The organism is Citrobacter sp. Cb031, from assembly GCF_030336725.1.
Lineage (GTDB): Bacteria > Pseudomonadota > Gammaproteobacteria > Enterobacterales > Enterobacteriaceae > Citrobacter > Citrobacter braakii.
In genome coordinates, this window is record NZ_JAOWDA010000034.1 from 166,438 (window position 1) to 186,467 (window position 20,030).

Annotated in this window: 21 protein-coding genes; 10 read left to right on the plus strand and 11 right to left on the minus strand. The window is 51.0% G+C overall.

Features of this window, described 5'->3' with window-relative positions; all coding sequences use genetic code 11:
- Nucleotides 1–24 precede the first annotated feature (24 nt).
- Nucleotides 25–1,275: an NADP-dependent isocitrate dehydrogenase gene (gene icd, locus OGV93_RS17245; protein ID WP_003030769.1), complete on the plus strand. Its 1,251-nt coding sequence runs from the start codon at nt 25–27 to the stop codon at nt 1,273–1,275.
- A gap of 50 nt (nt 1,276–1,325) precedes the next feature.
- On the opposite strand, the gene OGV93_RS17250 is transcribed toward icd, so the two are convergent.
- Nucleotides 1,326–2,699: an MFS transporter gene (locus OGV93_RS17250; RefSeq protein ID WP_137367351.1), complete on the minus strand. Its 1,374-nt coding sequence runs from the start codon at nt 2,697–2,699 to the stop codon at nt 1,326–1,328.
- 174 nt (nt 2,700–2,873) lie between these two features.
- On the opposite strand from OGV93_RS17250, the gene kdgR reads away from it, so the two are divergent.
- Entirely contained in the window at nt 2,874–3,665 is a 792-nt protein-coding gene (gene kdgR / locus OGV93_RS17255; protein WP_016156798.1) for a DNA-binding transcriptional regulator KdgR, read from the plus strand.
- Nucleotides 3,666–3,777: 112 nt separating this feature from the next.
- On the opposite strand, the gene OGV93_RS17260 is transcribed toward kdgR, so the two are convergent.
- Nucleotides 3,778–4,017 (minus strand): YobH family protein, encoded by a 240-nt coding sequence (locus OGV93_RS17260; protein WP_016153403.1) that lies wholly within the window; start codon nt 4,015–4,017, stop codon nt 3,778–3,780.
- 164 nt (nt 4,018–4,181) lie between these two features.
- Between OGV93_RS17260 and mgrB the strand changes: the two genes are divergently transcribed.
- From mgrB to rlmA, 6 genes are all read left to right on the plus strand, one after another.
- Nucleotides 4,182–4,325 (plus strand): PhoP/PhoQ regulatory lipoprotein MgrB, encoded by a 144-nt coding sequence (gene mgrB / locus OGV93_RS17265; protein ID WP_016153402.1) that lies wholly within the window; start codon nt 4,182–4,184, stop codon nt 4,323–4,325.
- A gap of 74 nt (nt 4,326–4,399) precedes the next feature.
- Nucleotides 4,400–4,684 carry a YebO family protein gene (locus OGV93_RS17270; protein WP_047358298.1) on the plus strand — a complete coding sequence of 95 codons (285 nt, stop codon included), beginning with the start codon at nt 4,400–4,402 and terminating at the stop codon, nt 4,682–4,684.
- Nucleotides 4,685–5,320: 636 nt separating this feature from the next.
- The gene (locus OGV93_RS17275) at nt 5,321–5,464 is read left to right on the plus strand and encodes a DUF2627 domain-containing protein (RefSeq protein WP_006684179.1); all 144 of its coding nucleotides are present in this window, start codon (nt 5,321–5,323) and stop codon (nt 5,462–5,464) included.
- A gap of 12 nt (nt 5,465–5,476) precedes the next feature.
- A complete protein-coding gene (gene cspE, locus OGV93_RS17280) occupies nt 5,477–5,686 on the plus strand; it encodes a transcription antiterminator/RNA stability regulator CspE (protein WP_001062678.1) in 210 nt (69 codons plus the stop codon).
- 219 nt (nt 5,687–5,905) lie between these two features.
- On the plus strand, nt 5,906–7,651 hold the full coding sequence (gene ftsI2 / locus OGV93_RS17285; protein ID WP_016153400.1) for a peptidoglycan DD-transpeptidase FtsI2/PBP3(PARA): 1,746 nt from the start codon (nt 5,906–5,908) through the stop codon (nt 7,649–7,651).
- Nucleotides 7,652–7,714: 63 nt separating this feature from the next.
- Nucleotides 7,715–8,524 carry a 23S rRNA (guanine(745)-N(1))-methyltransferase gene (rlmA, locus tag OGV93_RS17290; RefSeq protein ID WP_287109868.1) on the plus strand — a complete coding sequence of 270 codons (810 nt, stop codon included), beginning with the start codon at nt 7,715–7,717 and terminating at the stop codon, nt 8,522–8,524.
- Here the strand turns inward: rlmA and mntP are convergent.
- From mntP to manX, 5 genes are all read right to left on the minus strand, one after another.
- On the minus strand, nt 8,521–9,087 hold the full coding sequence (mntP, locus tag OGV93_RS17295) for a manganese efflux pump MntP (protein WP_016153398.1): 567 nt from the start codon (nt 9,085–9,087) through the stop codon (nt 8,521–8,523). The genes rlmA and mntP overlap by 4 nt on opposite strands.
- Before the next feature lie 431 nt (nt 9,088–9,518).
- Nucleotides 9,519–9,977, minus strand: coding sequence for a DUF986 family protein (locus tag OGV93_RS17300; protein ID WP_016153397.1), 459 nt, complete (start codon nt 9,975–9,977; stop codon nt 9,519–9,521).
- Between the two features lie 60 nt (nt 9,978–10,037).
- Nucleotides 10,038–10,889, minus strand: coding sequence for a PTS mannose transporter subunit IID (locus tag OGV93_RS17305; RefSeq protein WP_016153396.1), 852 nt, complete (start codon nt 10,887–10,889; stop codon nt 10,038–10,040).
- A 12-nt stretch (nt 10,890–10,901) separates the two neighbouring features.
- Nucleotides 10,902–11,702, minus strand: a complete 801-nt coding sequence (gene manY, locus OGV93_RS17310; RefSeq protein ID WP_016153395.1) for a PTS mannose transporter subunit IIC — start codon at nt 11,700–11,702, stop codon at nt 10,902–10,904.
- Between the two features lie 58 nt (nt 11,703–11,760).
- Nucleotides 11,761–12,723: a PTS mannose transporter subunit IIAB gene (manX, locus tag OGV93_RS17315; protein ID WP_047416602.1), complete on the minus strand. Its 963-nt coding sequence runs from the start codon at nt 12,721–12,723 to the stop codon at nt 11,761–11,763.
- Nucleotides 12,724–13,036: 313 nt separating this feature from the next.
- Here manX and OGV93_RS23945 point away from each other — a divergent pair, with 313 nt between their 5' ends.
- The gene (locus OGV93_RS23945; RefSeq protein ID WP_371745393.1) at nt 13,037–13,195 is read left to right on the plus strand and encodes a protein YoaL; all 159 of its coding nucleotides are present in this window, start codon (nt 13,037–13,039) and stop codon (nt 13,193–13,195) included.
- The gene (gene yoaE, locus OGV93_RS17320) at nt 13,183–14,742 is read left to right on the plus strand and encodes a CNNM family cation transport protein YoaE (protein ID WP_016153393.1); all 1,560 of its coding nucleotides are present in this window, start codon (nt 13,183–13,185) and stop codon (nt 14,740–14,742) included. The genes OGV93_RS23945 and yoaE overlap by 13 nt, the downstream gene beginning before the upstream one ends.
- 6 nt (nt 14,743–14,748) lie before the next feature.
- Here the strand turns inward: yoaE and pdeD are convergent, their stop codons facing one another.
- The 4 genes from pdeD to pabB form a co-directional block, all read right to left on the minus strand.
- Nucleotides 14,749–16,350, minus strand: a complete 1,602-nt coding sequence (gene pdeD, locus OGV93_RS17325; RefSeq protein ID WP_016156794.1) for a cyclic di-3',5'-guanosine monophosphate phosphodiesterase PdeD — start codon at nt 16,348–16,350, stop codon at nt 14,749–14,751.
- A 130-nt stretch (nt 16,351–16,480) separates the two neighbouring features.
- Nucleotides 16,481–17,845, minus strand: a complete 1,365-nt coding sequence (sdaA, locus tag OGV93_RS17330) for an L-serine ammonia-lyase (RefSeq protein WP_016153391.1) — start codon at nt 17,843–17,845, stop codon at nt 16,481–16,483.
- 183 nt (nt 17,846–18,028) lie between these two features.
- Complete coding sequence (locus OGV93_RS17335) at nt 18,029–18,607, minus strand: CoA pyrophosphatase (protein WP_016153390.1); 579 nt, start codon at nt 18,605–18,607, stop codon at nt 18,029–18,031.
- Nucleotides 18,608–18,610: 3 nt separating this feature from the next.
- Nucleotides 18,611–19,972 carry an aminodeoxychorismate synthase component 1 gene (gene pabB / locus OGV93_RS17340; RefSeq protein WP_181548022.1) on the minus strand — a complete coding sequence of 454 codons (1,362 nt, stop codon included), beginning with the start codon at nt 19,970–19,972 and terminating at the stop codon, nt 18,611–18,613.
- Nucleotides 19,973–20,030: the final 58 nt, after the last annotated feature.

The window sequence follows — 20,030 nt, forward strand, 5'->3', positions numbered from 1 at the left end:
CAGAAGCGCTCGAAGGAGAGGTGAATGGAAAGCAAAGTAGTTGTTCCGGCGGAAGGTAAGAAGATCACCCTGCAAAACGGCAAACTCAACGTTCCTGAAAATCCGATTATCCCGTTCATTGAAGGCGACGGTATCGGCGTTGATGTAACCCCACCGATGATCAAAGTTGTCGATGCTGCTGTCGAGAAAGCCTATAAAGGCGAGCGTAAAATCTCCTGGATGGAAATCTACACCGGCGAGAAATCCACTCAGGTTTATGGCCAGGACGTCTGGCTGCCTGCTGAAACCCTTGATCTGATTCGTGAATATCGTGTTGCCATCAAAGGCCCACTGACCACCCCAGTTGGCGGCGGTATTCGCTCTCTGAACGTTGCCCTGCGTCAGGAACTTGACCTGTATGTCTGCCTGCGCCCGGTGCGTTATTACCAGGGCACGCCTAGCCCGGTTAAGCACCCTGAACTCACCGACATGGTCATCTTCCGTGAAAACTCCGAAGATATCTACGCAGGTATCGAATGGAAAGCGGACTCTGCAGATGCCGAGAAAGTGATTAAATTCCTGCGCGAAGAGATGGGCGTGAAGAAAATCCGCTTCCCGGAGCATTGCGGTATTGGTATCAAACCGTGTTCTGAAGAAGGGACTAAACGTCTGGTTCGTGCGGCGATCGAATACGCCATCGCTAACGATCGTGATTCTGTTACCCTGGTACACAAAGGTAACATCATGAAATTCACCGAAGGCGCGTTCAAAGACTGGGGTTACCAGTTAGCGCGTGAAGAATTCGGTGGTGAACTGATCGACGGCGGTCCATGGGTGAAAATCAAGAACCCGAAAACCGGTAAAGAGATCGTGGTTAAGGATGTTATCGCCGATGCGTTCCTGCAACAGATCCTGCTGCGTCCGGCTGAATATGATGTGATTGCCTGTATGAACCTGAACGGCGACTACATCTCCGATGCGCTGGCCGCACAGGTTGGTGGTATTGGTATCGCGCCGGGCGCGAACATCGGCGACGAATGTGCGCTGTTCGAAGCAACCCACGGTACTGCACCGAAGTATGCAGGTCAGGATAAAGTGAACCCAGGTTCCATTATTCTGTCCGCTGAAATGATGCTGCGCCACATGGGTTGGGTTGAAGCGGCTGACCTGATTGTTAAAGGTATGGAAGGCGCGATTAACGCGAAAACCGTAACTTACGATTTCGAACGCCTGATGGATGGCGCTAAACTGCTGAAATGTTCAGAGTTTGGTGACGCGATCATCGAAAACATGTAATCCAGATACTGGGTTGTGTGAAAACGGGAACCGAGAGGTTCCCGTTTTTTTTATGCCTGAACTCGCGGTTGCGTAATACGTAAACCACTCACAATTGCTGCCAGCGAGGCCAGAATTCCAGCGGTTATCAGCGAGACGTGCGTTCCACTGTCGCCAAACTGGTTTAGCATCAGCGCGACCAGCGCGGCCCCGGTACTCTGACCCAGCAAGCGCGCCGTCCCCAGCATACCGCTCGCCCCACCGCTGCGTTCACGCGGCGCGGAGGTGATGATGGTGTGATTATTTGGGGACTGGAACAAGCCAAAGCCCGCGCCGCACAGAATCATCGGCCAGATGATATTAAAATCGGAGGGGGAAACGGGCAGCAGCACCAGCGAAAACAACCCACTTGCCATCAACGCCATGCCCAGTGCGCCTAGCAGCCCGGCGTGAACGCGTTCAATCAGATATCCCGCCAGCGGCGCCATCACCATGGTTGCCAGCGGCCATGGCGTCAACAGCAGGCCTGTTTCGACCTCGCTGCGTCCGAGCACCGTTTGCATAAAGAAGGGCAGGGAAACCAATGCCAGCATTTGTGCGCAGAATGAACATATCGAGGTACAAATCGAGAGTGAAAACAGTGGAATGCGTAACAGGTCAACCGGCAGTAACGGCACCTCCAGCGCGAGCTGGCGTCGGATAAAGAAAAAACCTACCACCATAAGCGCCACAAGCTCGGCACCAATCAGTTTTAGCGACTGTCCTTGTGCAAAGCCGCTGAGCGCCGTAATTAACAAGCCAAACGTTAAGGCATTCATTACCGCACTGGGCAGGTCAAAGCGTGGTTTAGTGCCGCGGGACGCATTGGCTGGCAAAAAACGCATCGCCAGCAACAGGGCGACTATTCCCAGCGGGACGTTAATCAGAAACAGCCATTTCCAGGAGGCAATAGAAAGAATTGCTGCGGCAATGGTCGGACCCGCGGCCGAGGAGACCGCGACGATAAAAGAGTTAATCCCCATCCCTCGCCCGAGTTGACGCTGGGGATAAATAAGTCGGATCAATGCCGTATTCACGCTCATTAGCGCCGCACCGCCAAAACCCTGGGCGACGCGAGCCAGCGTCAGCATGTGCAACGAATCTGACAAGGCACAAAATAGCGATGCAAGCAGGAACACGACCAGGCCACACTTATAAATGCGCCGGTAACCGAACATATCGCCTAAAAAAGAGAGGGACAGGAGCGAAACGACGATCGCGATTTGATAGGCGTTTACAATCCAGATTGAGCTGGCAGGTGAGGCCTGAAGATCGGCGGCGATAGTTGGCAGGGCCACGTTCGCTATTGCACCGTCGAGTACTGCCATAGAAATGCCAATAACAATGGTTAAAATTGCGCCATATCGCTGGGGCAATGGCAGACCATCGGCCTGAATTTTTTCCATAGAAAGTCGATATTTGTGGAATTTATGATGAGAGTAATAATTTTAGCATTGATATTCAGGTGTTAGGTCGCAGATTTGTAACTAAGTGAGCAAAGAGCGATTGCGAGGGTTGGTACGTGAAATTATAATAAAAACCGGTTCTGATTTTTATAAAACACTCGAAAGGGGTGATAAATGGCAATCGCAGATCTGGATAAGCAACCTGATTCTGTATCTTCCGTGCTGAAAGTTTTTGGCATTCTGCAGGCGCTGGGTGAAGAGCGCGAAATTGGTATTACCGAGTTGTCGCAACGCGTCATGATGTCGAAAAGCACCGTTTATCGCTTTTTGCAGACCATGAAAACGCTGGGTTATGTGGCACAGGAAGGGGAGTCTGAGAAATACTCACTGACCCTGAAATTATTCGAGCTGGGCGCGCGCGCGTTGCAAAACGTCGATCTTATCCGTAGCGCTGACATTCAGATGCGCGAACTTTCGCGCCTGACTAAAGAAACAGTCCACCTCGGTGCGCTGGATGAAGACAGCATCGTCTACATTCACAAAATCGACTCTATGTACAATCTGCGCATGTATTCCCGAGTTGGTCGTCGTAATCCGCTGTACAGTACGGCTATCGGTAAAGTTCTGCTGGCATGGCGTGACCGCGATGAAGTGAAGCAGATTCTGGATGGCATTGAGTACAAACGCAGCACCGATCGTACCATTACGAATACTGATGAATTACTGCTACTGCTGGATAAAGTACGTGAGCAGGGTTACGGCGAAGATAACGAAGAACAGGAAGAAGGCCTGCGCTGCATCGGCGTACCGGTGTTTGACCGTTTCGGCGTGGTTATTGCGGGGTTGAGTATTTCATTCCCAACGCTGCGTTTCTCAGAAGAGCGTTTACACGAATATGTGGCAATGCTGCATACGGCAGCGCGCAAGATTTCAGAACAAATGGGCTATAACGACTATCCGTTCTAATCTGACGTAATCGCGAATGTTAAAAACCCCAGGTATTTTGTACCTGGGGTTTTTTATGAACAGTCATAACGTTACCTGGCGTAAATAACGTATCGAATGTAATGTTGCATTATTAGCCGTTATCGATAATGACCGTGCTTTTCCTTAACAAGGGACAATCCGACAGGCCAATGATACCGCTACTGGTGTGGACGTACTGTGCCGTGCTGGTTCCACGGGCAGTCAGATATTGGCATTGCAGACCCAGACCGGCAGCATTCTCCTTACTTCCAATCAAAATTCCATAGCCGCTCAATAATAAACCGATCCAAACCAGAGCTAACAACACAATAGCGCGGATAATCAGACGCATTACAACCTCTTATCTTTTCTCATAGTTATTAGATTAGCCTGTACACGGTATGAAACAAGTCAATCATTCCTAAAAAGATTGAATGCCTATACAGTTAACGCTGGGTTTAGGTAACGCATGATAATTTATAGACATAAGATGTGGAGTTGAAGAGTGGAGCTGGAGTGAAAAAAATTCGCTGGGTAGTGCTGATTGTTGTTGTACTGGTATGCATACTGATGTGGGCGCAGGTGTTCAACATCATGTGCGATCAGGACGTACAATTTTTCAGCGGTATTTGTGCCTTCAATAAATTTATTCCCTGGTAAGCGCATTTTCGCAACAGTTGATTACCTTCTTGTGCGGCAGTGGTAAACTACACTGTCTACATTGAGGTGGTAAAATGAACGAAGTTTTGAATTCTGGCGCGTTGAGTTTTGCGCCTTTAGCGGTATCGGTGGTGGTTCTGATTGTTGGGCTTGTTCTTTGGTTTTTTATCAATCGGGCAAGTTCGCGTACTAACGAGCAGATTGAGCTGCTTGAGGCATTGTTAGATCAGCAAAAAAGACAGAACGCTTTGTTACGTCGCCTTTGCGAAGCTAACGAACCCGAGAAAGCAGCAGAGCCTACTGCACTGCCCATTAAGGATGAAGACGATGACATCATCCGCCTGGTAGCTGAGCGGTAAAAAAGGTATGGCAGGATGAGGAACGGCTGTTGTTGTTCTCAGTTGCTTCATCCTGTCGTCAGCGCGTCAGATTATTTTCTTCTGTCCCCGTCGTGTAATTGGCGGCCGGACAGTCATCTATTCTCAGTATTTTCAGATGCTCCGACTAATTAATATCTTATCCCCAGTCTGATATAAATATAATCTTCCATACGTAAAAAATATGATTATGTCATTTTTGTGATAACGATCGTTTTATTAACAGCGAAACGTTTCTCTTACTTTTTTTGTGCCTTGTCATCATTCTTTCATTATTTTGGTGCAAAACCAGAAGGCGGATCTCATTTTTACGCTTGTGACATTTTATGCATTACTAAGCATAAAAAATGATATCTGGCAGAACCCGTAACAGATAACCTGGAACAACTGAAGCTATTGAGCTATGGTAGAAATATCCCGGCTATGGCGCAAGTCAGGCGGGGATAGGGGAGAGAGGCGAGAATATAATTCTACTCGACCTGGCGCATAACTGTGCAGTTGCTGTTTGATGGACGACGGGATTTGTGCGACCGATCGAGACACGTTTAAAAATGGCTTGCCATTATTAACGTTGTATGTGATAACACGTTTTGGGTTAAACGAGGTACAGTTCTGTTTATGTGTGGCATTTTCAGTAAAGAAGTCCTGAGTAAACACGTTGACGTTGAATACCGCTTCTCTGCCGAACCTTATATTAGTGCCTCAAGCAGTAATGTCTCAGTTTTATCTATGTTATGCCCGCGGGCGAAGAAAATACTCTAAGGAATTTTGCAAATGGCAAAGATTAAAGGTCAAGTTAAGTGGTTCAACGAGTCTAAAGGTTTTGGTTTCATTACTCCGGCTGATGGCAGCAAAGACGTGTTCGTACACTTCTCCGCTATCCAGGGTAACGGCTTCAAAACTCTGGCTGAAGGCCAGAACGTTGAGTTCGAAATTCAGGACGGCCAGAAAGGTCCGGCTGCTGTTAACGTAACAGCTATCTGATCGACACCACTGATTTGAAGCGCTTTTGCGCATCCATCTCAGATATAAAGCCTCGCTTATGCGGGGCTTTTTAATTCTAATTACGTCAAAATATTACTGAATGCCCATCCATTAGCGCTTTGTTGCAAAGGCGTGATGTTCGTAGCATAGTTTTCCCCGCTTTCTTGCGGCATTTCCCGTTAAATCAGACACCTGAAAAACTATCTTGTTGGAGATCGGGTGAAAAAGAAAAACGACGGCGATGCGCGCAATTTTACTCCCGTACGTTTTGCCCTGCTTTGCGTGGCAATATTATTGAGCCTTGGATTGCTGCTGGGGCGGGTTGCGTGGTTGCAAATTGTCACGCCGACGAATCTGGTAAAACAGGAAGACATGCGTTCTTTACGCGAGGTGTCCATCGCTTCGCCACGCGGAATGATAACCGACAGAGAAGGGCGACCGCTGGCGGTAAGCGTTCCGGTTAACGCCGTCTGGGCCGATCCGAAGACGATTATCAGCAAGGGTGGCGTTGGCTATAACGAACGTTGGCAGGCGTTAGCGAAGACGCTGCATATTTCGCTCAGCACGCTGGCTGAACGCGTTAACAGCAATCCAGCCGGGCGGTTTATCTATCTGGCGCGCCAGATCTCTCCTCAGCAGGCAGAATGGGTCGATAAACTGGATCTGCCGGGAATCAACCTGCGTGAAGAGTCCCGCCGCTTTTATCCCGCCGGACATGTTGCGGCCAATCTGATTGGTTTCACCAACATTGACGGTCAGGGGATTGAAGGGCTGGAGAAAAGCTTCAATAGCCAGTTGATGGGCAAACCCGGCTCCCGCCTGGTACGGAAAGACAAATTTGGCCATGTCATCGAAAATATCACGGAAGTGATGCCGGTGCCTGCGCATGAATTACAGCTCAGCATTGATGAGCGCTTGCAGACGGTTACTGAAGACGCGCTGGACAATGCCGTGACATGGAATAAAGCGGAATCAGGGGCCGCAGTGCTGGTCAACATTGCCACCGGCGAAATACTCTCCATGGCAAGCTTTCCCGATTTCAATCCCAATAACCGTGATGGCGCGGTACTGGATGATTTTCGTAATCGTGCAATTAGCGATACCTTTGAACCCGGTTCAACCGTAAAACCACTGGTGATTATGACCGCTCTGCAGCAGGGGATAGTACAGCCTGACAGCGTGATTGATACTCATCCTTTTATTGTTGATGGGCATCGCATCCGCGACGTCGGATTTTACCCGGAGCTATCGCTGACCGGGATTTTGCAGAAATCGAGCGATACCGGCGTGTCACACCTTTCGCTGGCGATGCCGGTACAGAAATTACTGAATACCTATAAAAGCTTTGGCTTTGGCGATCCAACCGGACTGGGTTTAACCGGGGAAAGTCGCGGATTAATGCCTCAACGCCGCTACTGGAGCGATCTGGACCGGGCAACCTTCGCATTTGGTTATGGATTAATGGTGACGCCGCTCCAGCTGGCGCATGTATATGCCACCATCGGCAGTTTTGGTATCTATCGACCCCTTTCTATTACGCGTATCGATCCGCCGGTAATAGGTACGCGGGTGATGCCGGAGGCGTTGGTTCACCAGGTTGAACATATGATGGAAAGCGTCGCGCTACCCGGCGGCGGGGGAACCAAGGCCGCGGTCAGAGATTATCGCGTCGCGGTTAAGACCGGAACGGCAAAGAAAATTGGCGATGACGGCAAATATGTCGATAAATATGTGGCCTATACGGCGGGCGTTGCGCCAGCGAGCGACCCAAAGTTCGCGCTGGTTGTGGTTATAAATAACCCGCAAAACGGTGCTTATTATGGGGGGGCAGTCTCCGCGCCGGTATTCAGCCAGATAATGGGCGATGTCCTGCGTCTGGAAAACGTTAAGCCGGACGGTATGCCTCCTGGCTCCGATCATCTGCTGGTAATGCACGGCAGCAACGTATCCTCGCCGTCGCTGTAAGTTATTTTCCCAGGGCGCAATTCGCGTTACACTTGCGCCCTTAAGTCACCTGCCGGAGTTGTCATGTCGTTTTCCTGTCCTCTTTGCCACCAGCCTCTTACTCAAGCGAATAACAGTTTTGTCTGCCCTGGGCGGCACCAGTTTGACGTGGCGAAAGAAGGGTATGTCAACTTACTGCCGGTTCAGCACAAACGGTCGCGCGATCCGGGTGATAGCGCGGAGATGATGCAGGCGCGCCGGGCATTTCTCGATGCCGGACACTATCAGCCGCTGCGCGAAGCAATTGTGGATGCGCTCACCCAGAGGTTGAGTTCAGAAGATGCGGCGATCCTGGATATTGGCTGTGGGGAAGGGTATTACACCCATGCCTTTGCCGATGCGCTGACGGGCTGTACAACCTTTGGTCTTGACGTTTCTAAAGTGGCGATTAAGGTCGCAGCCCGTCGTTATTCGCAGGTGACCTTTTGCGTTGCCTCCAGCCATCGCCTGCCGTTTGCCGACGAGTCAATGGATGCCATCATCCGGATCTACGCGCCCTGTAAAGCGCCGGAGCTGGCTCGCGTGGTCAAACCGGATGGCTGGGTTATTACCGCCACGCCGGGTCCGCGTCATTTAATGGAGCTGAAAGGGCTGATTTATGATGAGGTGCGTTTGCATGCGCCACACACTGAGCAACTGGACGGTTTTGTTCTGCAAGAGAGTCTTGCGCTGGGGTATCAGATGCAGCTCAAAGGTAGCGAGGCCGTTGCGTTACTGCAAATGACGCCGTTCGCCTGGCGGGCAAAGCCGGAAGTGTGGGAAACGTTAGCCGGAAAAACGACGTTTGACTGCCAGACAGACTTTAGTATTCATATCTGGCAGCGCCTGAATTAACCGTGGAAGTGTGCCCAGAGGATCTGGGCGCCAATACCTATCAGTACCACCCCGCCCAAAATTTCAGCTCGCTTGCCCAGCATCGGGCCAATGAAACGACCGATCATCATGCCGAGCGTAGACATAATCAACGTGGCGCAGCCGATGGCCAGCGCAGTGGCAATAATGTTGACCTGCAGGAAAGCCAGACCCACCCCGACGGCCATTGCGTCGAGACTGGTTGCAATGGCGGTGGTGACCAGCAGCCAGAAGCCATGGCGGCGCTGTGGCTCTTCATCTTCATCCCCGTCGTCGCGAAAGCCTTCTATTATCATTCGTCCGCCTAAAAAGATCAGCAGAATGAAGGCGATCCAATGGTTCCACTCCAGTACAAATTTGCTGGCGAGCATACCCATGCCCCAGCCAATGAGCGGCGTAAGCGTTTCAACGGCGCCGAAAATAAGGCCGGTGCGCAGTGCTTCAGAAAATTTGGGTTTATGCAGGGTGGCGCCTTTGCCAATTGATGCAGCGAAAGCATCCATCGACATGCCGAAAGCAAGAAGAACAGTAGCGGTGAGATTCATAACAGCGTCCTGACCGGGGTATCCATAACACACATCACTGCCCCCAGTAACCATGCATACAGGCTGGAATCACTAAATACAGCGCCATTCAGGTATGCATTGCAGTTGATGTGCCTATGGTCTCGCCTGACTGAACCTGTAAGATCAGTCCGTACGCGCCACGTTTTTCAACGAGTATGTTGACACGTACATTTCCGGAGTCTGGAAATCGGCTACTCCCCAACGACGGGCGCAACCTTAACATATTTTGAGAATATAAAACAAGAAACGCAGAAATAATATTTGGCCTCTAATTGAAAACGATTTTCATTTAGATTTATTTATAAATAAAACGTTAAAATAAATAACATTATGAGCAGTGGGATATAGCCTTAGCTATGTTTATTTTGGAATGGATATATATAAAACATAGTTCAGGCTATATTTTTAACTCATTGATTTGAAATTAAAAGTTTATATATGTTTTCGAGATCGTCTATATTCCGTACGCGAATCAGTAATCTTCGATGTTCTAATTGCATCACCAGGACACCGTCTTCAGATAAATTCATCTCTTTAATCCGGTTATATTCAATCCAAACATTGGCGAAAAAAAAGCCTTTCTGTTTGAAGATGATTTTTGGCGTACGGATCCAAAACAGATACAGTCCCATCAATACCAGTGCACATAATAACCATGTGGTAAATTGCGCGCCGTGGCTGGTGATGTTGTTGTAGATAAGAATAGCAATCAAGCCAAGGAAGATAACGCTGTCGACTCTGCTACGAGGAAGCAGGGCGACAGACAGCAGAGTAGGGCCATTACGGCGGGGCATGATGAACTGATCGTAAATGGCATACGCCAGCAGCGAAAAGATAAAAAGAACCAGCACCAGGTCCGTGATAGTCATGAATCCTCAACCCTCTAAATAGAAAAACCGGGGGCAAGCCCCCGGTGATGTACAACAGTCTTACAGGCCGAGCAGTCCGACAGCGTAGCCCGCGATACCGATGACGAAGAAGCCAACGATGATCCACAGCGGGTTCACTTTTTTACGCAGCAGCCACATACAGGCGAAAGTCAACAGCAGAGGAACCAGACCCGGCATCAGCTGGTCAAGGATAGTCTGCACAGTGGTGACGCGAGTCTGACCATCCTGACCGGTGATGGTGGAAACCACCAGCGGGATGTTTACGTGCGTCCACTTGTTAACCAATGCCCCCATGACAAACAGGCCGAGGATTGACGCCCCCTCAGTCAGTTTCTGCAGGAAGCCGCCGCCCATATCTTTAACGATATCGATACCTTTACGGTAGCCGTATGCCACACCGTAGTAACGGGTTGCCAGACGAACCAGGTTAAACAGGATGAAGAACAGCAGTGGTCCAAGCAGACTGCCGCTCATCGCGATACCTGCGCCAAGTGCGGCGAATACCGGACGTACGGTACCCCAGAAGATCGGGTCGCCCACGCCTGCAAGCGGTCCCATCAGACCAACTTTGATACCGTTGATGGCACCATCGTCAATCTCTGCGCCGTTTGCACGCTGCTCTTCCATCGCCAGCGTAACGCCCAATACGGGGGCCGCTACGTACGGATGGGTATTAAAGAATTCCAGGTGACGCTTAATAGCCTGCTTACGAGCGTCGTTGTTTTCCGGGTACAAGCGGCGGATAGCCGGCACCATGGAGAAACAGAAACCCAGCGCCTGCATACGTTCGAAGTTCCAGGAACCCTGAAACAGGTTAGAACGAAGGAACACGCCACGAATGTCACTCGGAGTGAGTTTTTTCTCGGTGGTAGTTTTAGTCATATCAACCATTTCGCTCACCTGCTAGTCCAGTTCGTTATCGAGATCGTTATTGCCAGCCGCAGCAGCAGGTGCGCCGGCTACGCGGTTATATTTCGGGCTCAGCTGAATGTAGAGGATAGCCATTACTGCGCCAATCACACCCAGAGCAACCAGGTTGAAGTTAGTAAATGCCGCGGTGACGAAGCCGAGGTAGAAGAATGGCATCAGGTAGCCTGCGCGCATCATGTTGATGACCATCGCATAACCAACCACTACGATCATACCCCCTGCGATGTTCAGACCGCCGGTCACAACTTCCGGAATGGCATTAAGCATGCTCTGAACTTCACTGGTACCAACAGAAATCGCCACGATTACCGCCGGGATAGCGATACGCATAGCCTGCAGGAACAGGGAGGATACGTGCAGCCAGGAGATCGCCGTCAGGTTACCGTTTTCTGCCGCCTTATCCGCTGCGTGCTGGAATGCTACGGTGATAGTACGAACGATGATGGTCAGTACCTGGCCTGCTGCTGCCAGTGGGATAGCCAGCGCGATACCTGCACCAATGCTTTGGTGACCCGCGATAACCAGAACGGTAGAGATAATTGAGGCCAGTGCAGCATCAGGTGCAACCGCAGCACCGATGTTCATCCAGCCCAGGGCGATCATTTCCAGGGTACCACCGATGATGATACCGGTTTTCATATCACCGAGAACGGCACCAATCAGCGTACAGGCCACCAACGGACGGTGGAACTGAAATTCATCGAGTACCGACTCCATACCCGCGATACATGCGACGATGAACACCAGCACAATCTGAAGAGTGGTAATCTCCATTGTACTTCTCCTATTGCTATACAGACTTAAGTGTGAAAACTAAGTAAATGCCAGGGCGTTATTTCACCTTGGCAATCAAATCCATCATTTTCAGTTTCTGATCGGTAGAAACCTTACGAGCCTCGAGCTCAATACCGCGTTCGTTGAGTTTCTTGAAGGCTTCGATGTCTTTTTCATCGACAGAAATTGCGTTGTTTACCTGCGTTTTACCCTGACGGAAAGCCATACCGCCAATGTTTACAGAGGTAATTTTCACACCACCTTCAACGATACGTTCTACGTCGGTCGGGTTGGTAAACAACAGCATCACACGCTCACCTGCATATTTCGGATTGTTGTAGACGCGGATCATTTTCGCGACATCAACCACATGCGCCGTCACACCCGGAGGTGCAACCTGGGTCAGCAGCGTTTTACGCACGGTATCGGCGGCAACTTCATCACTGACGACGATAATGCGTGTTACGTTGGTTTCTTTGGTCCAGCGAGTTGCTACCTGACCATGGATTAAGCGGTCATCAATACGCGCCAGGCCGATCTGCATATAATCGTTCGGCCCCATCGGTTTGGCGGGAACTGCTGCTTTTGGCGCCGCGACTGGGGCTGGAGCGGCTTTCTCCACCGGTTTTGCTTTCAGCGCTTTCACGCCTTCGCTACCGGTTTCAACGGCCAGTGCTACTAATTCATCGAAGCTGGGGTTGTCATCACGCGCCATGAAGGTTTCAACCAGCATGGGAATGTTCACACCGGCGATGACTTCGTAATGCTCTTTATCGACGACAATGCGGCTCGCAGCGTTAAACGGGCTGCCTCCCCATGTGTCAACGAGAAACAGCACGCCTTTACTGGTATCGAGTTTTGCCAACTGAGCGTTGTACTTTTCAATCAGCGTTTCGGCATTTTCGCCTGGAACGAAATCGATCCAGCCGACGTTTTCCTGCTCGCCTAACAGCATTTCTGCTGTCTTAAGTAACTGCTCTGCAGCCCAACCATGTGTGCCTATTACAATAGCAATGGTCACTTGCTACCTCCTTTATTATCGTTAACACATCAACGTGAAGATGTATTTGAATCGTCGTCCGCAATCGAATCGATTCAGATAAGGGTTACAAAGAAAAACCTATGATTTTCGTGAATTATTTTAGATATCGAAAAAAATATTTTATGTGATGAAGATCCGTAATTTAACTTCCGATAAAAAGAAATTTCGAAGGGTAAAATATCTCCGAAACAACTTATTGCAAAGGAAGGTAAATCTTTGCTAAAAAACGGTTGTCTCTGTTATGTTTAGCATCGGTTTAATTACTCAGGAGTATAGGGCAGTAGCTCACCATATGGATCGTCACCGACGTCATTTCACTATCAGGCCGTATCAAGCCTGTCAGATTGGCACTTTTTGCCACAAATTTTCTCTGCATATCGCTTCAACGCCTGAGATCCTCAGCGCGCAGTTTGGTCATTCCTTAAGCAGGAGCTTGTCATGGAATTATTAATGGACCCGCAGATTTGGGTGGGTTTGCTCACGCTTGTCGTTCTCGAAATTGTTCTGGGTATCGATAACCTGGTCTTCATTGCGATCCTGGCTGATAAGCTGCCGCCAAAACAGCGAGATAAAGCGCGTTTAATCGGTTTGTCACTGGCACTGGTTATGCGCCTGGGCTTGTTGTCCGTGATTTCGTGGATGGTGACGCTAACTAAGCCGCTATTTACGGTAATGGACTACTCGTTCTCGGGGCGCGATCTGATCATGCTGCTGGGGGGGATTTTCCTCTTGTTCAAGGCCACGACAGAGCTGCATGAGCGGCTGGAAAACCGTGAACATGATACCGGCCAGGCAAAAGGGTATGCGAGTTTTTGGGTTGTTGTGACGCAGATTGTCATCCTCGACGCGGTGTTCTCGCTGGATGCCGTTATTACGGCGGTTGGTATGGTCAACCATCTGCCGGTGATGATGGCGGCGGTCGTGATTGCCATGGCCGTGATGCTGCTGGCTTCTAAGCCGCTGACACGATTTGTGAACCAACATCCGACGGTGGTGGTGCTGTGTCTGAGCTTCCTGTTAATGATCGGTCTGAGCCTGGTTGCCGAAGGGTTTGGCTTCCATATTCCGAAAGGCTATCTGTATGCGGCGATTGGCTTCTCAATCATCATTGAGTTGTTTAACCAGATTGCCCGTCGGAACTTTATTCGCCACCAGTCGACGCTGCCGCTGCGTGCGCGCACTGCCGATGCAATCCTGCGTCTGATGGGGGGTAAAAGTCAGGCCAGCGCGCAGATGGAATCCGACAACCCGGTGCCGGTTCCCGTCCCGGAAGGCGCATTTGTGGAAGAAGAACGCTATATGATCAACGGCGTCCTTTCTCTGGCATCGCGTTCATTACGCGGCATTATGACGCCTCGTGGCGAAATTAGCTGGGTTGATGCAGACCTGAGCGTGGAGGAAATTCGCGAGCAATTGCTCTCGTCACCACACAGCCTGTTCCCGGTGTGTCGTGGCGAACTGGATGAAATCATCGGTATTGTGCGTGCTAAAGAGCTGCTGGTCGCGCTGGAAGACGGTGTGGATGTGGCGGCCATTGCCTCTGCGTCTCCGGCTATTATTGTCCCGGAAACGCTGGATCCTATCAATCTGTTAGGTGTTCTGCGACGCGCTCGCGGCAGCTTTGTTATCGTCACTAACGAGTTTGGTGTAGTCCAGGGTCTGGTCACGCCGTTGGACGTATTAGAAGCTATTGCCGGTGAATTCCCGGATGCTGATGAAACGCCTGAAATTATTGCTGATGCAGGCGGTTGGTTGGTGAAAGGTGGTACCGATCTGCATGCGTTGCAACAGGCGCTGGACGTGGATACGTTAGTGAATGAAGATGAAGACATCGCCACGGTGGCAGGTTTAGTCATTGCCGCTAACGGCCATATTCCACGCGTAGGTGATGTTATCGATGTTGCACCGTTGAGCATTACGATTGTCGAAGCCAATGACTATCGTGTGGATTTAGTTCGCATTGTTAAAGAACAACCCGCTCACGACGAAGACGAGTAAGCGGGGTTAGCGAAACGGCATAACGTGCATACTGTGTCGCCCGTTATGCCGGGCGGGCGGCGGCGTGCTGCCCGCCAGCCATTTGGGAAAATCGCGCAGCGGCATCGGCTTTGCGTACAAAAAGCCTTGCAATAAATGTACGCCGTGTCGGCGTAAATGCTGTGCCTGCGCCTGTGTTTCAACGCCTTCCGCCACCAGTTCTATATTCAGTTTTTTCCCCAAAGCGATAATGATGTCTGTGACGGTTGAGTTCACGGCGTCTGTCCCGATTGCCGAGGTAAATGATTTATCAATCTTCAGCACATCCGGGCGAAGCTTTTCCAGCCATGAGAGCGAGCTGTTGCCGGTGCCGAAATCGTCAATTGCCAGCTTTACGCCAAGCCGATTTAACTCGCGCACGACCCGATAATCCACATCCAGCAACGCATCGCGCTCGGTGAGTTCGATAACCAACTGCTGAATAGGGTGCTGGCTGAACCAGTACTGGTTGAGATCTTTTAGCAGCGTACCGTTACGAAAATGGCTGGCGGCAACATTAATCCCAATATGAAACTGGCTGCTCATCGGGAATACGTGCCGTTGCTGAATGGTTTCTGCGATGACATGACGGGTAAGCGGCACAATCAGGTTGTGCTCCTCTGCGATGGGAATAAACACTTCGGGAGAGATCCAACCCTGGCGCGGGTTATTCCAGCGTAAAAGGATTTCCACTCCCATACATTGCTGGGTTTGCGCATTAAGTAGCGGCTGGCAAAACAGCTCGAATTCCCGTGCAGCAAGGGCCAGATTTATCTCCCAGGAGAAGCTCATTCTGCTGGCGGTCGCCAGCCATGCCAGGTAGCCCACTAAAAAACTTAGGATCACCGCCAGCGGCAGTTGTGTTGGTAGATGTTTTATAGCCAGTTCGCTGGCACCCGGACCGGTGACGCTGATAGTAAAGGGGAAATGTTGCGATGAGAGCTGGTAGCGTTTTTCATTATCCAGTTCAGGTAGCGTATCGACAACACCCTGTCCATATAGCAAATGGCGATTACCGACGGTTAAGCTGGCATGGGTAATTTGCGGTGGCTGGGGTTCAAGCAACATGGACGATAATAAATCAATGTTAACGATTTCCAGCACGCCATCTGAGCCATCGGCAGATGCTGGATACCATTGCGTCAGAATCGGACTGCCCTTAATCAACGAATGGTCGGTAGACAGCAGCAATTGCGGCTCCCGACTGGGTAATTCAGGCTCCAGTTGGCGAATAGGCACATTGCGATAGCCAAAAATGCTGGAACAATAAAGGATCCCGCTCTGAATCAGGCTGATAGAACGTACCGTTTGCAGTCTGGCTGCATGCTTACTCAGAGGTAAACGCGCGACTGAGCAGGGAAGCCCAATCAGCGGTAGCAGTACATCGCGTCCGGTCTGTAGGGGCAAAAGCACGTCATCCAACTCTTCAACGGCGTGGTTGGCAAAGGTAACGGTATTGCGATGATTTAAATTACGCTCCGAAATAAATCGGACAGTTAATGTGAGAATGAGCGTCAGTAGTGCACATAATGTGCAGACGATTAAGCGATTCCGGCGATAGTTCTTGATGATCCTTTGCGCTGTTTGCATGCGGGCCGCCCGATAAGCCGTTGGTCACAGTAGCCAACAGCAACAGAGCAAGTGTAGTGGGGAAAATTACGCCAGACGAGGGAGAGGGGGCAAATTCGCCCATCCGTCGCAGATGGGCGAAAAATAAGTATTAGTCACATTGAACTTTGATTGCCAGGCCACCGCGTGACGTTTCACGGTATTTGGCGTTCATGTCTTTACCTGTTTCGTACATGGTCTCAATGACTTTATCCAGCGAGACGCGCGGAGCGCTGGTACGGCGCATTGCCATACGCGCAGCGTTGATCGCCTTCACTGACGCAATGGCATTACGTTCGATGCACGGAACCTGTACCTGTCCCGCAACCGGATCGCAGGTTAAGCCGAGGTTATGTTCCATGCCGATTTCAGCAGCAACACACACCTGCTCAGGGCTCGCGCCTAACAGTTCAGCCAGACCCGCGGCAGCCATGGAACAGGCTACGCCCACTTCACCCTGACAACCCACTTCTGCACCAGAGATAGACGCGTTCATTTTATACAACGCGCCAATCGCGCCGGCCGCCAGGAAATAACGGGTATAGATATCCGGGCTGACGGACTCGATGAAATGATCGTAATAGGCCAGTACCGCAGGCACGATACCGCAGGCACCGTTGGTTGGCGCAGTGACTACGCGACCACCCGCGGCATTTTCTTCGTTAACGGCCAGCGCGAACATGTTCACCCAGTCGATCACGTTCATCGGATCGTTGGACAGCTTGTCGCTGGAAACCAGCATACGACGCAGGGCTGAAGCACGACGAGGAACGCGCAGCGGACCCGGCAGCACGCCTTCGGTGTTCATACCACGATCGATACAAGCCTGCATGGTTTGCCAGACGTTACCAAAGTACTCTTCAATCTCTTTTTTACTGTGCAGAGCAAGTTCGTTCTGCATCGCCATGCCAGAGAGAGACAGGCCGGTGCTGTTGCAGTATTCCAGCATTTCGGTGGCAGATTTGAACGGATAAGGCACACTGACCTCGCCCGCGGCATCCTGACCAAAATGTTCTTCATCAACGATGAATCCACCGCCGATAGAGTAGTAGGTTTTGCTGTAAATGACGGTTTCGCCACTGTACGCGTGGATCTGCATTCCGTTTTCATGCAGCGGCAGGTTGCCGTTGTGAAAACGCATTCCGTCATTCTGCGGGAAATCCACTTCGTGCTGACCCTGCGCAAGCAGCAGGCGTCCACGCGTTTCTACGTCGCGGATAAATCCGGGGATGCTGTCAATATCTACGGTAGCAGGCTCATTGCCCGCCAGACCCATAATAATGGCGATATCGGTATGGTGACCTTTACCCGTGAGCGACAGTGAACCATACACGTCGACGGCGACACGAGTAACGCTGTCCAGTAATCCTTTTTCGACCAGGTCATCGACGAACTGTTTACCCGCCTTCATAGGTCCTACGGTATGGGAAGATGAGGGACCAATCCCCACCTTAAACATGTCGAATAGACTAATCACGATAATACTCCTACAGGGCGACTGGGGTTTCCAGTAACGATGTTATAACTGCGCATAGTGTAAGAGGGAACGCGGCGATCGGCTTAACTATTCACATGAATTAAACTAATAGATAACCGCGGTTTTACTAATGTTGTGACCTGAGTTTCAAGTTGTCTATGGTGTGCGTAAAGATAAGTATAGTCAGGGCTTGACGCCAATTTGCAGCGCCAGCTCACGAATTATTCCGGCGGTCATTCCCCAGACGAAATATTGCTCATACCAGGAAAGCCATACACGATGTGAATCGCCGCGACGGTAGATATCCAGTGGATGATAACGACCTAAATGCAGGGCTTGTGCCAGCGGCATTTCGAACACGGCGGAAACTTCATCAACACTTGCGCGATATGGCAAATTTGGCGGGATAATGCCTACCACCGGCGTGACCTGGAAACCGGTCACGCTGTCGACCGGCGGCAGAACGCCAATCACCTCCACGCAGGATGGTGGGATCGCCACTTCTTCCTGCGCTTCGCGAAGGGCGGCGGCAATTAACGAGGCATCGCTGCTATCCACCGCGCCGCCGGGAAAGGCGACTTGTCCGGCGTGCTTGCGCAGATGAACGGATCGCTGAGTTAACAGTAACCCCGGCTGTGCACGACGCACGACGGGGATCAGTACGGCGGCCTGACGCTGGTTTAACGCAGTATGATTAACCTGCGGGCGCAGGAGTTGAAAGCGCGATAAAAAATCATCAAGCGTCAGGCTGCTGTATTCCACGTGTCAGTTCTCCAGTTGGTGCAAAATACGATTCACTTTATCAAACGTTTCCTGATACTCCGCATCTTCCTGGCTGTCCGCCACAATGCCACCGCCAGCGGAACAATAAATGCGTCCGTTGGTGGCTGTCAGCGTGCGAATGGTGATGCTGGTATCCATATTGCCGCAAAAGCTCAGATAGCCAATGCTACCGCACCAGGCGTTGCGTCTTTGCGGTTCCAGTTCGTCAATAATTTCCATTGCCCGCACTTTTGGCGCACCGGTAATAGAGCCGCCGGGGAAGGCGGCGCGCAGCAGGTCAGTGGCGTGCAATGACTCTGGCAGACGCGCGGTAATGGTGCTGACCAAATGATGAACGGCAGGGAACGGTTCGACAACGAACAGTTCCGGAACCTGTACCGAACCGGGTTCGGCAACGCGGCCGATATCATTACGCATTAAATCGACGATCATCAGGTTTTCCGCCTGATCCTTTGGGGAGTTCGCCAGTGATTGAGCCTGCTGACGATCGGCATCGGCATCTTCAAGTCTGGGCAGCGTGCCTTTAATCGGACGCGTCTGGATGTGCTGGTTTTCCAGCAGAATAAAACGCTCAGGTGAAAGGCTGAGAATCGCCCCCTCCTCAAGACGTATAAACGCACTGAACGGGGCGCGGTTCGCATGGTTGAGACGTACAAACGCCAACCACTCATCTCCTTGATAATGAGCCTGAAAACGCTGGGCAAGATTGACCTGATAGCAATCGCCGCTGTGCAGATAACGCTGCACCTGACGGAACCTTTCACCATACTGCTCGCGGGTCATGTTTGACTGCCACGAGGATGTTAACGAAAACGGTTCGCGCACGGGTATCTGTTGATTTTCCAGCCAACGGCGTCGTGCCTGTACATCGGAGTGGCTAAGTAGCGACACCCTTTGCAACTGATGATCGACAATCAGCGCCCAATCGTAAATGCCAACCGCCATGTCCGGTAGCGTGATATCCTGTTCGGCTTCCGTTGGCAGAGATTCAAAACGACGGCCTAAGTCATAACCGAACAGACCCAATGCGCCTCCCTGGAAGGGAAAATCGGGATTATAATCGGGCTGAATAGTCAGCGATGTCAGCGCCGAACGTAAAACCGTCATCGGATCATCAACCGTTTGCATAGTGCCGTGATGGTCATGCACAACGGTCTCTTCTGCATGTGTGACCAGCGTGGTAATGGGGTCGGCGACCAGAATATCAAAGCGATTATGCGGATGGTCGGCATGGCCTGAATGCAAAAGCATTGCCCAGGGCTGGTGGCTTAATGTGGCAAAATAGTGCTCAGCGGCGTCCAGACGCCAGGGGAGTGTGATTACAGCGGGAGATAACGTCTTCATCAGTCCTGACTCGTTGCTACTTCACTGGCTATGTGCCGGGTAGCATGAAATAATTAGC

Bases quoted from the DNA above. Each gene is read 5' to 3' on its own strand.
- pdeD (WP_016156794.1), bottom strand. From the start codon at position 16,350: ATGCAAACAGCGCAAAGGATCATCAAGAACTATCGCCGGAATCGCTTA.
- OGV93_RS17305 (WP_016153396.1), bottom strand. From the start codon at position 10,889: ATGGTTGATATGACTAAAACTACCACCGAGAAAAAACTCACTCCGAGT.
- icd (WP_003030769.1), top strand. From the start codon at position 25: ATGGAAAGCAAAGTAGTTGTTCCGGCGGAAGGTAAGAAGATCACCCTG.
- rlmA (WP_287109868.1), top strand. From the start codon at position 7,715: ATGTCGTTTTCCTGTCCTCTTTGCCACCAGCCTCTTACTCAAGCGAAT.
- OGV93_RS17275 (WP_006684179.1), top strand. From the start codon at position 5,321: ATGTGTGGCATTTTCAGTAAAGAAGTCCTGAGTAAACACGTTGACGTT.
- kdgR (WP_016156798.1), top strand. From the start codon at position 2,874: ATGGCAATCGCAGATCTGGATAAGCAACCTGATTCTGTATCTTCCGTG.
- manY (WP_016153395.1), bottom strand. From the start codon at position 11,702: ATGGAGATTACCACTCTTCAGATTGTGCTGGTGTTCATCGTCGCATGT.
- OGV93_RS17250 (WP_137367351.1), bottom strand. From the start codon at position 2,699: ATGGAAAAAATTCAGGCCGATGGTCTGCCATTGCCCCAGCGATATGGC.
- OGV93_RS17260 (WP_016153403.1), bottom strand. From the start codon at position 4,017: ATGCGTCTGATTATCCGCGCTATTGTGTTGTTAGCTCTGGTTTGGATC.
- OGV93_RS23945 (WP_371745393.1), top strand. From the start codon at position 13,037: ATGGATCGTCACCGACGTCATTTCACTATCAGGCCGTATCAAGCCTGT.
- yoaE (WP_016153393.1), top strand. From the start codon at position 13,183: ATGGAATTATTAATGGACCCGCAGATTTGGGTGGGTTTGCTCACGCTT.
- OGV93_RS17300 (WP_016153397.1), bottom strand. From the start codon at position 9,977: ATGACTATCACGGACCTGGTGCTGGTTCTTTTTATCTTTTCGCTGCTG.
- OGV93_RS17270 (WP_047358298.1), top strand. From the start codon at position 4,400: ATGAACGAAGTTTTGAATTCTGGCGCGTTGAGTTTTGCGCCTTTAGCG.
- cspE (WP_001062678.1), top strand. From the start codon at position 5,477: ATGGCAAAGATTAAAGGTCAAGTTAAGTGGTTCAACGAGTCTAAAGGT.
- pabB (WP_181548022.1), bottom strand. From the start codon at position 19,972: ATGAAGACGTTATCTCCCGCTGTAATCACACTCCCCTGGCGTCTGGAC.
- mntP (WP_016153398.1), bottom strand. From the start codon at position 9,087: ATGAATCTCACCGCTACTGTTCTTCTTGCTTTCGGCATGTCGATGGAT.